Source organism: Granulicoccus phenolivorans DSM 17626 = NBRC 107789 = JCM 15570, assembly GCF_000423085.1.
GTDB classification, from domain to species: domain Bacteria; phylum Actinomycetota; class Actinomycetes; order Propionibacteriales; family Propionibacteriaceae; genus Granulicoccus; species Granulicoccus phenolivorans.
In genome coordinates, this window is the sequence record NZ_AUHH01000030.1 from 39,651 (window position 1) to 54,056 (window position 14,406).

The following is a 14,406-nucleotide window of genomic DNA, read 5'->3' on the forward strand; positions in this document are numbered from 1 at the left end:
GTCCTTTCCGGAAACTTCGATCGGGGCGCAGGTCAGGCGTCTTCGGCCAGCCAGCGGGTCACGGCCTCGGTGTCGCGGCCGAGCGGCGGCGGGGCCAGCCGGGGATGCTCCAACGGCGGATCCCACAGCGCCGGATGGCGCAGCTGTTTTCCCACGACCGCGCCGTCGGGGTCGGTCACTTCGACCACGGGATCCAGCCCCAGGCTCTCGGCCAGCTCGATGCCCTCATCGATGCCGGCCACCAGCGAGACCGGCAGCCCGGCTGCCAGGATCAGATCGCGCCAGTGCGCGGCATGGCCGTGCGCCAGCGCGTTCTCCAGTTCGGTCCGTAACTCCTCCCGGTGAACCACCCGCTGCGGATTGGTGACGAACCGCTCGTCATCGGCCAAGTCGGGGACCTCGAGCACCTCGACGAACCGCCGGAATTGGCCGTCATTGCCGATGGCGACCGCCAGGTGACCGTCGGCGCACTGCAGCAACTGGTAGGGCACGATCGAGGGATGGTCGTTGCCGATCCGGGTGGGCAGTTGCCCCGCGCCGAGCCACGCCTGCCCCTGATTGGCCAGAGCGCCCTGCAGCGAGGAGAGCAGGTTCAGCTTGACGTGCGATCCCCGTCCGGTGGAGCGGCGCAGGGTCAGCGCCGCCAGAATGGCGATCGTGGCGTCCTTGGCGGTGATCACGTCGACCAGGGCGACGCCGACCTTCATCGGCATCTCGGGCGTCCCGGTGATGCTCATCAGGCCACCGGCGGCCTGGACCACGAAGTCGTAGCCGGGCAGGTGGGCGCCGCCGGCATCGCCGAATCCGGAGATCGAGGCGTACACCAGGCCGGGGTTCTCCGCCGACATCTCGCGGTAGCCCAGCCCGAGGGCAGCCATGCCACCGGGCTTGAAGTTCTCCACCAGCACATCGGCGCGCCGGATCAGCCGTCGGGCCTGCTCCACGTGCTCGGGATCGCGCAGGTCCCAGCAGACCGACTCCTTGTTCCGGTTGGCCGACTCGAAGTACGTCGCCCCGGTGGCCGAGACCGGCGGGGACCAGGCCCGGGTGTCATCCCCGGTGCCCGGCCGCTCCACCTTGATCACCCGGGCACCGAGATCGGCCAGCGTCATCGTCGCCAACGGGCCGGCCAGCACCCGGCTGAAGTCGGCGACGACGATTCCCTTCAGCGGAAGGCGGCTTTCTTCGGTGCCGCTCATCACGGGGTACCCGCGTGCGGGACGCTCACCTCGGTGGCCGCCACCAGCGCCTCGCGAGCAGCGGTACGCGCGGTCTCGTCGAAGTCGGGGGCCAGGGACAGGAACAGGCTGTGCCCGGTCCGGCCACCCAGCGCGACCGCGAAGACACCCATCGGGGTCTTGACCTCTTCGAGGATCTCGCCGCCCTCGGCGATCCGGGCGGCGCGGTTGTGAATGCAGTCGGCGACCCAGACCGCACCGGAGGCGTCCAGCGCGAGGCCGTCGGGAGCGATCACCGCATCGGCGATCCGCTTCTCCCACTTCGGCTCGTCCCCAGGATCGCCGTACGCCGCGAAGTCGCGCCGCGGGCCCAGGGTGCCGTCCTCGAGGATGTCGAACTGGGAGACCCGGTTGCCGAACAGCTCGTTGACGATCAGTCGGTTCTCATCGGGGGTGATCACCATGCCGTTGGGGAACGACAGGTGCTCGGCCACGACGGTCGCGGTGCCGTCGGGGCGGACCAGCGCGACATTGCCGAACTCATGGTCGGCCCCACCCATCAGATCGAAGCCGAAGTTGCCGACGTAGGCGTTGCCGTTGGGGGCGACGACCATGTCATTGGCGTGTCCGGTGAACAGGTCGTACAGGTTGGCGTGCTCGACCAGGCTGCCGTCGGCCTCCTGCCGCAGGACGCGGCGATCCTTCATCGAGACCACGAGCATGCGGCCGTCGGGCAGCCAGCCCAGGCCGGAGGGCTGACCCTCGACCACACAGACCTGGTGGATCTGTCCGTCGTCGTCCACCTTGTTGACGGTCTTGGTGTAGAAATCCACGAACCAGAGCTGGTCGTTGTGCCAGCGCGGTCCTTCGGTGTAGCTCATCCCGGCGGCAACGGTGCTGAGCGCCTGATCTGTCATCTCGTCTCCAATGTCGAGTGCGTACGAATCGCGAGGGCCGAGCACGCAGTTGTGATCGGCCGCTGGGAACACTGTGGCCCACCGGGCGGCACGACTGGTGTCCCAAAGTGACACAACCGGGTAGGCGGTCGGCGCGGATAAACTGGCTGTCGGCACACACCGGCGTGTAACCCGTCACCCAGTCTGCGGTGGTGAGTTTCGGTCGCGGGCAAGGAAGCCTTCGGCGGCGTGAGGAGAGACATGACTGATAGCGCGGACCTGGTTGCCTGGCACGCCCGCGAGCAGCGGCTGCGCGGGAGCGACCCATCACCGGCGCTCGATCGGTTGATCCGGGAAGAGATCCAGAACTCGTGGCGCCGCTGCCAGGTGATGGGGCTGTCCCCGGAGATCGACGATCTGCCCTACGTACCCGATCTGCCGAACGACAGCCGGCTGTTGCGCGCGGCCGCCCCGGTCATGGAGCGGATGGCGGTGGACTTTGCCGGGGGCCGGATGACCGCGCTGCTGGCCGACAACACCGCCCGCATCCTGGACCGGCGGACCGGCAATTCGGCGCTGTCGAATCGACTCGACGGGGCGCTGATCGCGCCCGGGTTCTCCTTCGCCGAGGAGGATTCCGGCACCAACGGGATCGGCACCGCGCTGGAGGAGCGCAAGATCTTCTCCGTCCGGGGCGGCGAACATTTCCGTGAGTCGTTGCAGGACATGGCCTGTGTCGGGCTGCCGATCGTGCATCCGATCAGCCGGACCGTCGAGGGAATCCTGGACTTCACCTGTGCGGTGCGCGACGTCAACGACCTGATGGGGCCGCTGTGCCAGGCTGCGGTCCGCGAGATCCAGCAGCGGCTGTACGAGATGGGGTCCCGGGGCGAACGGGAACTGCTCAATGAGTTCCTGCGGATCCCGCGGCGCAGTGGGACCGCCGCGATCGCCCTCGGCGGCGACCTGGTGCTGACCACCCCGGCTGCCGCCCGGCTGCTGCGCCCGGCCGATCAGACCCTGTTGTGGAACTGGGCGGAGCAGTCCACCGGCCCGACCCGCCCGGAGTTCATCGGGTCGCTGCGGCTGTCCGCCGGGACCGAGGTCCTGGTCCGGGCCCGCCGGCTGGCCGAGGGGCGGCGCACGCTCGGCTATGTGATCGAGTTGCGCCCCCAGGAGAAGCAGGTCCGGGCGCGCTCGGCCGGGAAGCCGGACGCCGGGGATCCGGCCCAGGGACGCACTCGTCCCGCCGCGGCGAGCCTGTCCGGCCGGGGCGCGAGCAGCCGTCGGCTGGATCAGGAGCTGGACGTGGCGGCCCGCGACAGCGGTCCCACACTGATCACCGGCGAGCCCGGCGCCGGGAAGCGGTACACCGCGCGCCGGCTCCATGCGCGGTGGGCCGGTGCCGGGGCGCAACTGCACGAGGTCGACCTGGCGCTGCTCCAGCCGGGCGACACAGCCTGGGTGACCGGGATCGCAGAGTCCCTGGCCAACGATGACACGGTGCTGCTGCGCAACGTGGACGGCCTGGACGCCGGGCACCTGGCTCGCCTGACCTCGCTGCTGGAGCAGGCCGAGACCGCCGGTCGGCACCTGATCGTGGTGGGTGCCGACACCCCGACCACCGCGTCGGCCGTCCGGCTGTACACCTACTTCCGCCGCCGGCTGTCGGTCGAACCCCTGAACCGGCGGATCGAGGAGATCGACGACATCGCGCGCGCGGTGCTCGCCGATCAGGCCCGGTCGCACCCCGTCGCGGGGGCCAGGCTCCGGCTGCAGGCTGCGACCCTGCGGGCGCTGGCGGCGCATTCCTGGCCCGGGAACGTCCGCGAACTGGAATCGGTGCTGCGGGCGGCGGCGGTGGCGTCACGCTGCGGTGAGATCCGGTTGGAGCACCTGCCGGCCGGCTACCGGGAAGCGACCTCCTCCCGGCAGATGGCCTCCCTGGAGCGCGCGGAGTATTCGGCGTTGCTGACCGCGCTGCGGGAGTCCGACGGCAACAAGTCGGTCGCCGCGGACCGGCTCGGGGTCTCCCGGTCGACCCTCTACCGCAAGATCCGCCAGTACGGCATCGACACCAATCGTCTCGTCGGGAGCTGAGCGCGACCTCGCGCCACTTCCACCTGCCGTTTTGTCCGCCAGATTGATCCTGCAGCCGTTCAGCCGAGGGGCGCCCTGGTACGGATGGTCAGAAGGCGAACGCGTCCTCCTGCACTTCGCAATATGCGGGATTTGATCTATTCGTAAGGAGTTCGAAGATGAACTGAGGCAAGACTGATGCAGCACCGGTGTGCCATCGCCGCTGCTCAGGCCCGGAACCGGAATCCGACCAGGTCCCCGGGGCGGGCCTGCGCGATCAGATCGGTCGCCTCGGGGGTGAGTACGCCGATCACGGGATAGCCGCCGGTCACCGGATGATCGGCGAGGAAGACCACAGGCTGCCCGCTCGGCGGCACCTGGATCGCGCCGCGGACCAGGGGCTCGCTGGGCAACTCGCCCAGATGCGCGGGGTCGCGCCGCAGCGCGGTTCCCTGCAGGCGTACGCCGACCCGGTTGCTGTCGCTCGACACGGTCCACCGGGTGCGGGTCAACTGGGTCGGATCGGCGAACCAGTCGAGCCGTGGCCCGGGCCCGGTCGCCAACTCTGTTGGCTCCGGTCGCGCCGGCGCGGTCACGGCGAAATCGACCGGCGCGAAGGCGAGTTCCGCCGGCACCGGGCCGATCGGCAGCCGGTCGCCGCGGCGTACCGGCGGTGGGCCCAGGCCACTGAGCAGATCGGTGGATCGGGACCCGAGGACGGCCGGCACCCCGAACCCGCCCCGCACCGAGAGGTAGGTACGCAACCCGGCCCGCGGTCGGCCCAGCCGCAACAGTTGCCCGGGCTGCAGCACGAACGGCGCCCCCGCCGCGACCGGCCGGCCGTCCACCGTGGCGCCGGTCTCGGCGCCGGTCAGGGCCACCCAGACCAGTCCGGAACTGCGTACGCTCAGCCCGCCCAGGGTGACCTCGAGGGCGGCGGCATCGTAGGACTGGCCCAACAACCTCTGCCCGAGTCGGTACGCCCCGCGATCGGCGGCCCCGGAGGGGCTGACCCCCACGGTGGCGTAGCCCGGCCGGCCGAGATCACACAGTACGGTGAGCGGCCCGGTGGCGAGTACGTCGAACTCGGTCATCGGGTCCTCGACACCGACACGGCCCGGAAGCGCACCTGGGTGCCGGGGGACAGCAGGGCCGGCGGCACGGCGTCCGGATTCCACAGCACGACATCGCTCACCCCGAGGACCTGCCACCCGCCGGGTGATTCCCGGGGGTAGACCCCGCTGAACCGGCCGGCCAGACCGACCGCTCCCTGCGGCACCCGGGTCCGGGGTTCGGTACGACGGGGTACCGCGAGTCGCGGATCGCCGCCGATCAGGTAGGCGAAGCCGGGAGCGAACCCGCCGAAGGCCACCTGCCAGGGGGTTGCGGTATGGGCGTGGATCACCTCGCTGCGGCTCAGCCCGGTCAGGTCGGCCACCTCGGCGAGATCCCAGCCGCCGTACTCCACCTCGATCGTCACGGTGCGCTGCGGCGGAGTGGGATCGCCCGGATCCAACCGGTCGGCCAGCGCCACGACCCGCTGCCGGAGCCGATCCGGCGCCACGCCGGGACGGGCGGTCAGCAACAGGGTCCGGGCAGCCGGGACCAGGTCGACGAGATCCCCGGCCAGCGGGTCCCGGCGTACGGCCGCGGCCAGGGCCAGCACCGCGCGCAGCGCCCGGTCCGGGTCCGGTTCGGTGATCTCCACCAGCACCCCGCCGGTCCCGCAGGGCAGCAGGCGCAGCGGCAGGGTCATCCGAACGCCTCGATACTGACCCCGGCCTCGGCGAGCGCGGTCCGCACGGCGCGGGCGATTCCGACGGCGTCGGGGGAATCGCCGTGCACACAGATGGAATCGGCCTGCAGCACCAGCCTGGTGCCGTCCACCGCGGTGAGTTCGCCGGTGGTAGCCAGCGCCACCATCCGCTCCGCGATCGTGGCGGCGTCCAGCAGTACCGCTCCGGGTTCGCGCCGGGAGACCAGGCTCCCGTCTGGCTGGTACGCCCGGTCGGCGAACGCCTCGGCCACCCCACGCCGGCCCCGCTCCCCGGCCAACCCGAGCAGCGCCGACCCGGGCAACCCCAGAATCGGCAACTCCGGATCGAAGGCGTCCAGCGCGTCCAGCACCGCCCCGGCCTGGACCCGGTCGGCGACGACCCGGTTGTACAGCGCGCCATGCGGTTTCACGTACGCGATCCGGGTCCCGGCCGCCCGGCACATTCCGTCCAGGGCGCCCAATTGATAGAGCACGTCGGCAGCCAATTCGTCGGCGGACAGATCCATGAACCGCCGGCCGAAACCGGCCAGATCCGGATAGCTCACCTGCGCCCCCACGCGTACACCCAGGCGCGCGGCCTCGACCACCGTCCGGCGGATCGTCAACGGATCCCCGGCATGGAAGCCGCAGGCGACATTCGCGCTGGTGACCACCGTGAGCATCGCGGTGTCATCACCCAATTGCCAGGCGCCGTAGGCCTCCCCGAGGTCAGCGTTGAGATCGATTCGCACCCATCAAGCCTAGTCCGGCGCGACTGGTTCGCGGTGCGGACAGGTTCTGTCCGGGTCATCGGGCAGGCTGGGACCATGACCGACACCACCCATCGCCTGTTGCGGCTGCTGAGCATGCTGGAATCCCGCTCGGTGTGGTCGGGGCCCGAACTGGCCGAACGGCTCGGGGTGACCACGCGTACGGTGCGCCGGGACATGGAGCGGCTGCGCGACCTGGGCTACCCGGTGACCGGCGAACACGGCGCCGACGGCGGCTATCGGCTGGGCGCCGGCCGGAAGCTGCCACCCCTGGTGCTCGACGACGATGAGGCGGTCGCGGTGGCGGTGAGCCTGCGGCTGGGGGCGATCGGACCGGTGGCCGGCATCTCGGAGCCGGCCGTGCGGGCGCTGGCCAAACTCGACCAGGTGCTGCCGGCGCGACTGCGCGGCCAGGTGACCGCGATCGACCAGGCCACCGCGGCGCTGCCCACCCGGACCGGGCCCCGGGTGGATGCGACCCTGTTGTCCGCGCTGGCCACCGCGCAGCGCGATCATGTCCGGGTCCGGTTCGCCTATCGGGCCCGCGACGGCGCGGAGACCCAGCGGCACGTGGAGCCCTACCGGCTGGTGACCACCGGTTTCGTGTGGTACTTGGTGTGCTACGACCTCGACCGGGACGACTGGCGGACCTTTCGGGCCGACCGGATCGCCGAGCATCACGTGACCACCTTCCGGTTCACCCCACGGCCGGCGCCGGACCCGCTCGAGCTCGTCCAGGCCGCGCGGCAGCACCATGAGCCGTGGCCGATCACCGCGACCGTACTTCTGAGCGCCGATGTCGACGCGGTCCGCGGCCGCATTCCGGAGCGGTACGCCCGGGCCCGCGAGATCGAGCCCGGCCTGACCGAGGTCCGGATCGGGGCGGAGAAACTGGAAGATCTGGCCTGGCATCTGGGCTGGGCGGCGGTCGACCTGTCCGCCGAGCTGACCGTGCTCGACCATCCCGAACTCGCGGCCCAGCTGGCCCGGCTGGGGGAGCAGTTCACCCGCTTCGGGAAATCGGGGCCCGGCCGAACCCTGGGGTAGCCTTGCCCGGTGCTCAGCGTCCACGATCTCGAAGTCCGTGCCGGTTCCCGGCTGTTGCTGGAACCGGTTTCCTTCCAGGTCGCCAACAGCGACAAGATCGGGCTGGTCGGCCGCAACGGTGCCGGCAAGACGACGCTGACCCGGATCCTGGCCGGGGAGGGCCAGCCCGCCGGTGGGACGGTCACCTGGTCCGGTTCGATCGGCTATCTGCCCCAGGATCCGCGCTCGGGTGATCCCGACCAGCTGGCCCAGGATCGCATCCTCGGCGCCCGCGGGCTGGACAAGATCATCGCCCGGATGCGGGCCCAGGAACAGTTGATGGCCACCGAGACCGGGGAGGCCCGGGACAAGGCGATGAACGCGTACGCCCGGGCAGAGGGGGAAATGGTCGCCGCCGGGGGCTATGCGGCCGAGGCCGAGGCGCACCGGATCGCGGCCAACCTGGCGTTGCCGGACCGGGTGCTGGGGCAACCGTTGCGGACCCTGTCCGGTGGTCAGCGCCGCCGCGTGGAGCTGGCCCGGATTCTCTACTCCGACGCCGACACCCTGCTGCTGGACGAGCCGACCAACCACCTGGACGCCGACTCGATCGTGTGGCTGCGCGGGTTCATCCAGACCTATCCCGGCGCGGTGCTGATGATCTCCCACGACACCGATCTGCTCGAGGCGACCGTCAACAAGGTCTTCCACCTCGACGCGAACCGGGCCGCGCTCGACGTGTACGCGATGAACTGGAAGCGCTACCTGCAGCAGCGCGAAACCGACGAGAAGCGTCGGCGCCGGGAGCGGCTGAACGCCGAACGCAAGGCCGACCAGTTGCTGACCCAGGCCGCCAAGATGGGCGCGAAGGCGACCAAGGCGACCGCCGCGCACAACATGGCCAAGCGGGCGGAGAAACTGCTGTCCGGGATCGAGGGCGAGCGGGTCAGCGACAAGGTGGCCAAGATCCGGTTCCCCGAGCCCGCGTCCTGCGGCAAGACTCCGCTGATGGGCGAGGAACTGTCCAAGTCCTACGGCTCGCTGGAGGTCTTCACCGCCGTCGATCTGGCTATCGACAAGGGCTCCCGGGTGGTCATCCTGGGTCTCAACGGTGCCGGCAAGACGACGATGCTGCGGATCCTGGCCGGGGAGGAGAAGCCCGATACCGGTGAGGTCATCCACGGCCACGGCGCCAAGATCGGCTACTACGCCCAGGAACACGAGAACATCGACATGGACCGGACCGTGCTGCAGAACATGCTGAGCGCCTCCCCGGATCTCAATGATGTGGAGAACCGGAAGATCCTCGGGTCCTTCCTGTTCACCGGCGATGATGTGGACAAGCCCGCCAAGGTGCTCTCCGGTGGGGAGAAGACCCGCCTGTCGCTGGCGATGCTGGTCGTCTCGCGGGCCAACGTCCTGTTGCTGGACGAGCCGACCAACAACCTCGATCCGGCGTCACGGCACGAGGTCCTGGAGGCGATCGCCAACTACGCCGGGGCGGTCGTTCTGGTCACCCACGACGAGGGCGCGGTCGAGGCGTTGGAACCGGATCGGGTGCTGCTGCTGCCCGACGGCGATGAGGACCTGTGGAGTGCGGAGTACCAGGAGCTGATCTCCCTGGCGTGAGGGGCGAGTGCGGAACAAACCGCGCTGGTACCGGGTTGTCCGGAGGCGGCGTCGGTCCGGTGCGGGGAAGGTGAAGCCAGATGGCAATGGGCATGGGGATGGGCGGTCCCGGCGGCGGCATGATGCGCGGCTTCCGCAAGGATCGCTCGGTGGTCGAGCACAAGCTCGGCGAGGGGGTGGTACGCCGCGTACTCGGCTATGCCCGGCCGTTCCGGGGCCTGATCCTGGTCTTTCTGGTGCTGATCGTGATCTCGGCGGTGCTCGGGGTGGTCCCGCCGCTGCTGTTCAAGGACATCATCGACCGGGGCGTACTCGGGCAGGATCGGCAACTGATCGTGATCCTGGCGCTGGTCCTGGCCGGGGTGGCGATCGCCGATGCGGTGCTGAGCCTGGTGCAGCGGTGGTTCTCCGCCCGGATCGGGGAGGGCCTGATCTACAACCTGCGGACCCAGGTCTTCGACCATGTGCAGTCGATGCCGGTGTCCTTCTTCACCCGGACCCAGACCGGCATGCTGGTCTCGCGGTTGAACAATGACGTGATCGGGGCGCAGCAGGCGTTCACCTCGACGCTGTCCACGGCGGTGTCGAACATCATCTCCCTGGTGCTGACGCTGATCGCCATGATCAGCCTGTCCCCGCTGTTGACCCTGGCGGCGCTGGTGCTGGTGCCGATCTTCCTGATCCCGGCCCGGATCATGGGCTCGAAACTGGCCGACCTGACCCGGCGGCAGATGCAGGGCAATGCCGACATGTCGGCGACGATGACCGAGCGGTTCTCGGTCTCCGGCGCGCTGCTGGTGAAGCTGTTCGGCCGCAAGGACTACGAGCACGACTCCTTCGCCGAGAAGGCGGACTCGGTGCGCGGCGTCTCGGTCTCGATCGCGATGAACCAGCGCTTCTTCATGGCCCTGATGGGGCTGCTGGCCGCGCTGGCGACTGCCATGGTGTACGGCGTGGGCGGCTGGTTCGCCGTCGGCGGCGCGCTGAGTGTGGGTACGCTGACCGCGCTGGCCGGCCTGCTCACCCGGCTCTACGGGCCGCTGACCCAGCTGACCAACCTGCGGGTGGATGTGATGTCGGCGCTGGTCAGTTTCGAGCGGGTCTTCGAAATCCTGGATCTGAAACCGGCGATCGCGGACAAGCCGGACGCCAAGGAGGCCTCGGGAATCGCCTCGGTGGAGTTCGACAACGTCACCTTCAGCTATCCCAGCGGGGCCGATGCCTCGCTGGCCTCGCTGGAGAAGATCTCGGTGGGGGACCGGGCCCGGCCCAACGAACCGGTGCTGAACGGGATCTCGCTGTCGGTCGAGCCGGGGCACACGGTGGCCCTGGTCGGTCCGTCCGGCGGTGGGAAGACGACCACGACCCATCTGATCGCCCGGCTGTACGACGTGACTGGCGGCGTGGTCCGGGTCGGTGGCGACGATGTGCGCGACCTGAAGCTGGCTTCGCTGCAGCACCAGATCGGGTACGTGACCCAGGACGCGCACATGTTCCACGACACGATCCGGGCGAACCTGCTGTACGCCCGCCCCGACGCCACCGAGGACCAGATGTGGCAGGCGATGGCGGCCGCGCAGATCGATGAACTGGTGCGCGGCCTGCCCGACGGGCTGGACACCGTGGTCGGCGAGCGCGGCTACCGGTTGTCCGGTGGTGAGCGGCAGCGGCTGGCGATCTCCCGACTGCTGTTGAAGGCGCCGCCGATCGTGGTGCTGGACGAGGCGACCGCCCACCTGGATTCCGAATCCGAGGTCGCGGTGCAGCATGCCCTGGACACCGCGATGACCGGGCGTACCGCGCTGGTGATCGCGCACCGGCTCTCCACGGTCCGCAACGCCGATCAGATCGTGGTGCTGCAGCACGGCCGGATCGTCGAGCGCGGCAAGCACGCCGAACTGCTGGCCCGGGGCGGGGTGTACGCCGAGCTGTACCGCACCCAACTCGGCGGTACCGACTGAGGCTGATCCGGCGGTGGTGCCCGCGCGGTGGATCAGGGACACTGGGAGAAACCTGCAGAAAGTGTCAGCGGCGATGGTCAGACTGTGAAGCAACGAGGGAGGACCGCCATGGGAACCGCAACAGTTGTCACACTCACCCCGCAACAGGCACGAGATGAGCGAGCCCAGTTGCTCCGCGAAATGGGGATGACCTTTGAGGAGGCCCGCGAGCGGGCCGAGGAGTATCAGCTGACAATCCGGGAGGTCATCCGGTGGCGACGTATTGAGGAACTGACTTGGCTGTTGGGTGAGTGACGGTTGCCGATGGCGCAAGCGGAGCCGGCCCGCAGGCTCAGTGCCTGCCGAACACCGACACCTCGACCGAGACCTCCACGGTGCCGGGCCGGGCAGCGGCGTGGGTGTGCAGGGCGTTCGGGCCCATCCCGATCAGGTGCCCGACCTGCTCGGCGGAGGCGTCGAAGGCGTACTCGACCCGCTCCCGCGACTGCAGCGTGAGGTGCGGTTCGGCCGCGGCGTCGAGGCGGCCGAGCTTGTCCGGCTCGACCTCGATCAGCTTGTGCCGGGCCCGCACCGAGGCCAGGTGCTGCTGGGACGGGGTGACCACGATCAGGTGCCCTGACGGCCGCAGCAGCCGGGCGAACTCGGCCATGTTCCGCGGCGCGAACACACACAGGACCACATCGGCGCAGTCACTGCGTACCGGCAGCCCGGCCCAGGTGTCGGCGACCACCGCACCGATCCGGTCCAGTTTGGCTGCTCGCTTGGCCGCGGCCACCGAGATGTCACAGGCCACGCCCCGCGCCCCGGTCGGCAGGGCGTGGTCGAGGTAGTACCCGGTCCCCGCGCCGGCGTCCACGATCACCGCTGCCCCCCGGGTGTGCGCGGCGATGGCCGCGGCGATCGGGGCGTACGCGCCGGTGTCGAGGAAGGTGATCCGGTCGGCGACCATGGCGACGGTGTCGGCATTGGCCCCCGCGGGTCGGGTCAGCAGATTCACATAGCCCTGCTTGGCCACATCGAAGCTGTGCCCCGAGCCGCAGCGCAGCGTACGCCCGAGCTGTTCGAGCGGCTGCGAACAGTACGGGCAGGCGAGCAGGTCGACGACGTCGGCCAGCACACTCAGACCCGGTGGGGCTGTTCCGCGGCAGCTGCCGTCGCGGCCCGCCGCTTGCGCCGATCCTTCAGGTCGGAGCGGATGAAGTAGACCGCCCCGAACACCGCAATCGCGGAGAAGGTGAACCATTGCAACGCATAGGAGAAGTGGTTGCCCTCGCTCAATTCCGGGGTGACGAAGGGCTTCAGCGTGCCGTCGCCGGCCGGCACGATGTCGGTCTGGGCCACGTAGCCGTCCAGCACCGGCTGCCCCATCGCGGCGCCGATCGCCGGCGCGTTGATCAGCCGCATCCGGTGGTCGATCGGATTGATCGCGTTGTCGTTGCCGTGTTCACTGCGCCGCAGATATCCGGTGACGGTGACCTGGCCGGTCGGCGCGGCCGGCAGGGTGTCCGGCAGGCGCTCGCCCGAGGGCACCGGGGCCAGTCCCCGGTCCACCAGGATCAGGTCACCCTGGGTGGTACGCAGCGGCGCGACCACCTCGTAACCGTCCTCCCCGTTGACCACCCGGTAGCGGATCTGGAACTGTTCGCCGGTGAACGTGCCGGTCGCGGTTACCCGCTGCCACTGCATCTGGTCGGTGACCTCGCCGCCCATCACGTCCCGGTAGGAGATCGGCGGATTGTTCGAGTTGGTGACGACGACCTGGTTCGCCGCCCGTCGCTCGTCCAGCCGCCGTAACTGCCACTCGCCGAGATTGATCATGGCGATCACCAGCACGGTGGCGAAAAGGATCAGGGCGACCCAGCGTCGAACGGTTCTGCTCACCGCCCCAGCGTACTCACCGGTGGGGAGGATCAGTCGCCCTCGTCGAAGTCCGGTCCGGCGACCGGCTGGGCCAGTTCGGTGATCCGCGCCGCGGTGGCCCCCAGCGAGGCGCCCCGGCCGACGGCCACGCCGAGCAGGAACGTCGTCAGCGGTCCGGCCGCCCGGTTCACGTGGTGCGCGGCATCACGGGAGAGGTCCAGCACGATATGTACGGTGTCCTCGTCGAGGGTGAAGCCGCCGGTGTCGAGTTCGGTCAACAGCTGATCGAACCAGGCCTGAAGGCCTACGGTCGGTTCGGACATGGATTCCCTTCCTTGCTCGGGTCCTGGGCGCTTTCGATCATGGCACGCGGGCTGCCCCGGCTTGTGGGGGACCGGTCGGCGTACGGCGCAGGGAAGGGTTTAGGCTGGCCGGTCGCCGGAGGCCGACTCGGGGGCGGCGTCGAGGGCCCGATCCGGCTTCGGATCAACGACCACCTGGCCCCGGATCACCACGGTTTCGGCGGGTGCCTCGAGTTCGGGGCGGACCGCGGCCGGCGCGGCCGCCTGAGCGGATTCGGTGGTCCCCTTGTTGGTCCGCAGGTCGACCGCGTTCGCCAGCAGCACCGCGATCCCGGGGAGGATGGCCGCGGCGGCGATCAGGACCCAGCGCCACGGGTTGGGGATGAAGATCGCGGCGGCGAAGGCGACAACGCGGATACTCATGGTGATCACGTACCGGACCTCGCGGTGCCGGCGGTCCTTGGAGCGGGCGGTGGGCAGCTCGGTGATGATGGCAGGCGTGTCCTTGCGGCGGGGATGTCCCGCGCCGGTGGGGGACGGGCCCGTGGCCGGGCCGGGTGCGGATGCTGCCACACGGTCCAATCTAGCTCGCTTCGGGGATTCGGGAACCGTGGTGCCTCACATGCAAGTCCCCGGATGGTGGGGGTCGTGCCTCACGTGGTTTTCCCCCGGATGGTGGGGGTCGTGCCTCACATGGTTTTCCCCGCGAAACAGTTAGCCGGCACGGGTCTTCAGGGCGGCGATGTCGGGGGCACGCCAGGTGACGTGCTGCCCGAGGCGTTGCGTCTTGCCGCCGGCGAGCCGGGTGAGGTCGTGCTGGATCGCGGCGATCTCGTGCGCGATCGCGGTCGGTTTCAACGTGGCCTTGTACGCGGCCAACTCGGCTTGTTGGGCCGGACTCAGCACCCCGGCAGCCAGGAGCCGCTGGTATGGGGACCGGGGCTGGTCA

The 14,406-nt window shown here is 69.8% G+C and carries 14 protein-coding genes and 1 pseudogene; 5 read left to right on the plus strand and 10 right to left on the minus strand.

Annotated features, from left to right (window positions below; all coding sequences use genetic code 11):
* Positions 1-32: 32 nt before the first annotated feature.
* Both G531_RS0112645 and G531_RS0112650 read right to left on the minus strand, forming a co-directional pair.
* Positions 33-1,199 (minus strand): CaiB/BaiF CoA transferase family protein, encoded by a 1,167-nt coding sequence (locus G531_RS0112645; protein ID WP_035758801.1) that lies wholly within the window; start codon positions 1,197-1,199, stop codon positions 33-35.
* Complete coding sequence (locus G531_RS0112650; protein WP_026927535.1) at positions 1,199-2,095, minus strand: SMP-30/gluconolactonase/LRE family protein; 897 nt, start codon at positions 2,093-2,095, stop codon at positions 1,199-1,201. The genes G531_RS0112645 and G531_RS0112650 overlap by 1 nt, the downstream gene beginning before the upstream one ends.
* Positions 2,096-2,335: 240 nt before the next feature.
* Here G531_RS0112650 and G531_RS0112655 point away from each other — a divergent pair, with 240 nt between their 5' ends.
* Positions 2,336-4,174, plus strand: a complete 1,839-nt coding sequence (locus G531_RS0112655) for a sigma-54-dependent Fis family transcriptional regulator (RefSeq protein ID WP_051215444.1) — start codon at positions 2,336-2,338, stop codon at positions 4,172-4,174.
* A gap of 206 nt (positions 4,175-4,380) precedes the next feature.
* On the opposite strand, the gene G531_RS0112660 is transcribed toward G531_RS0112655, so the two are convergent.
* The 3 genes from G531_RS0112660 to G531_RS0112670 are packed head-to-tail and all read right to left on the minus strand — an operon-like array spanning position 4,381 to position 6,661.
* The gene (locus G531_RS0112660) at positions 4,381-5,247 is read right to left on the minus strand and encodes a 5-oxoprolinase subunit C family protein (protein WP_026927537.1); all 867 of its coding nucleotides are present in this window, start codon (positions 5,245-5,247) and stop codon (positions 4,381-4,383) included.
* Positions 5,244-5,909, minus strand: a complete 666-nt coding sequence (locus tag G531_RS0112665; RefSeq protein ID WP_245630491.1) for a 5-oxoprolinase subunit B family protein — start codon at positions 5,907-5,909, stop codon at positions 5,244-5,246. Before G531_RS0112665 ends, G531_RS0112660 begins: the two co-directional genes overlap by 4 nt.
* Positions 5,906-6,661 carry a LamB/YcsF family protein gene (locus G531_RS0112670; protein WP_026927539.1) on the minus strand — a complete coding sequence of 252 codons (756 nt, stop codon included), beginning with the start codon at positions 6,659-6,661 and terminating at the stop codon, positions 5,906-5,908. Before G531_RS0112670 ends, G531_RS0112665 begins: the two co-directional genes overlap by 4 nt.
* 75 nt (positions 6,662-6,736) lie before the next feature.
* On the opposite strand from G531_RS0112670, the gene G531_RS0112675 reads away from it, so the two are divergent.
* The 4 genes from G531_RS0112675 to G531_RS25750 all read left to right on the plus strand — a co-directional run bounded on the left by G531_RS0112675 (position 6,737) and on the right by G531_RS25750 (position 11,589).
* Positions 6,737-7,726 (plus strand): helix-turn-helix transcriptional regulator, encoded by a 990-nt coding sequence (locus G531_RS0112675; RefSeq protein ID WP_026927540.1) that lies wholly within the window; start codon positions 6,737-6,739, stop codon positions 7,724-7,726.
* A 9-nt stretch (positions 7,727-7,735) separates the two neighbouring features.
* On the plus strand, positions 7,736-9,334 hold the full coding sequence (locus tag G531_RS0112680; protein ID WP_026927541.1) for an ABC-F family ATP-binding cassette domain-containing protein: 1,599 nt from the start codon (positions 7,736-7,738) through the stop codon (positions 9,332-9,334).
* Between the two features lie 80 nt (positions 9,335-9,414).
* A complete protein-coding gene (locus tag G531_RS0112685) occupies positions 9,415-11,295 on the plus strand; it encodes an ABC transporter ATP-binding protein (RefSeq protein ID WP_026927542.1) in 1,881 nt (626 codons plus the stop codon).
* Positions 11,296-11,403: 108 nt separating this feature from the next.
* Complete coding sequence (locus tag G531_RS25750) at positions 11,404-11,589, plus strand: hypothetical protein (RefSeq protein ID WP_145978712.1); 186 nt, start codon at positions 11,404-11,406, stop codon at positions 11,587-11,589.
* Between the two features lie 37 nt (positions 11,590-11,626).
* On the opposite strand, the gene G531_RS0112695 is transcribed toward G531_RS25750, so the two are convergent.
* The 5 genes and pseudogenes from G531_RS0112695 to G531_RS26160 all read right to left on the minus strand — a co-directional run.
* Entirely contained in the window at positions 11,627-12,412 is a 786-nt protein-coding gene (locus G531_RS0112695; protein WP_026927543.1) for a putative RNA methyltransferase, read from the minus strand.
* 2 nt (positions 12,413-12,414) lie between these two features.
* Entirely contained in the window at positions 12,415-13,176 is a 762-nt protein-coding gene (locus G531_RS22380) for an SURF1 family cytochrome oxidase biogenesis protein (protein ID WP_051215445.1), read from the minus strand.
* 29 nt (positions 13,177-13,205) lie between these two features.
* A complete protein-coding gene (locus tag G531_RS0112705; protein WP_035758803.1) occupies positions 13,206-13,478 on the minus strand; it encodes a DUF6457 domain-containing protein in 273 nt (90 codons plus the stop codon).
* Positions 13,479-13,577: 99 nt separating this feature from the next.
* Positions 13,578-14,030, minus strand: coding sequence for a DUF3099 domain-containing protein (locus tag G531_RS22385; protein WP_060930011.1), 453 nt, complete (start codon positions 14,028-14,030; stop codon positions 13,578-13,580).
* A gap of 141 nt (positions 14,031-14,171) precedes the next feature.
* A pseudogene (locus tag G531_RS26160) lies at positions 14,172-14,406 on the minus strand (hypothetical protein); the annotation flags it as partial.

Bases quoted from the DNA above. Each gene is read 5' to 3' on its own strand.
- G531_RS0112645 (WP_035758801.1), bottom strand. From the start codon at position 1,199: ATGAGCGGCACCGAAGAAAGCCGCCTTCCGCTGAAGGGAATCGTCGTC.
- G531_RS0112650 (WP_026927535.1), bottom strand. From the start codon at position 2,095: ATGACAGATCAGGCGCTCAGCACCGTTGCCGCCGGGATGAGCTACACC.
- G531_RS0112655 (WP_051215444.1), top strand. From the start codon at position 2,336: ATGACTGATAGCGCGGACCTGGTTGCCTGGCACGCCCGCGAGCAGCGG.
- G531_RS0112660 (WP_026927537.1), bottom strand. From the start codon at position 5,247: ATGACCGAGTTCGACGTACTCGCCACCGGGCCGCTCACCGTACTGTGT.
- G531_RS0112665 (WP_245630491.1), bottom strand. From the start codon at position 5,909: ATGACCCTGCCGCTGCGCCTGCTGCCCTGCGGGACCGGCGGGGTGCTG.
- G531_RS0112675 (WP_026927540.1), top strand. From the start codon at position 6,737: ATGACCGACACCACCCATCGCCTGTTGCGGCTGCTGAGCATGCTGGAA.
- G531_RS0112685 (WP_026927542.1), top strand. From the start codon at position 9,415: ATGGCAATGGGCATGGGGATGGGCGGTCCCGGCGGCGGCATGATGCGC.
- G531_RS25750 (WP_145978712.1), top strand. From the start codon at position 11,404: ATGGGAACCGCAACAGTTGTCACACTCACCCCGCAACAGGCACGAGAT.
- G531_RS0112705 (WP_035758803.1), bottom strand. From the start codon at position 13,478: ATGTCCGAACCGACCGTAGGCCTTCAGGCCTGGTTCGATCAGCTGTTG.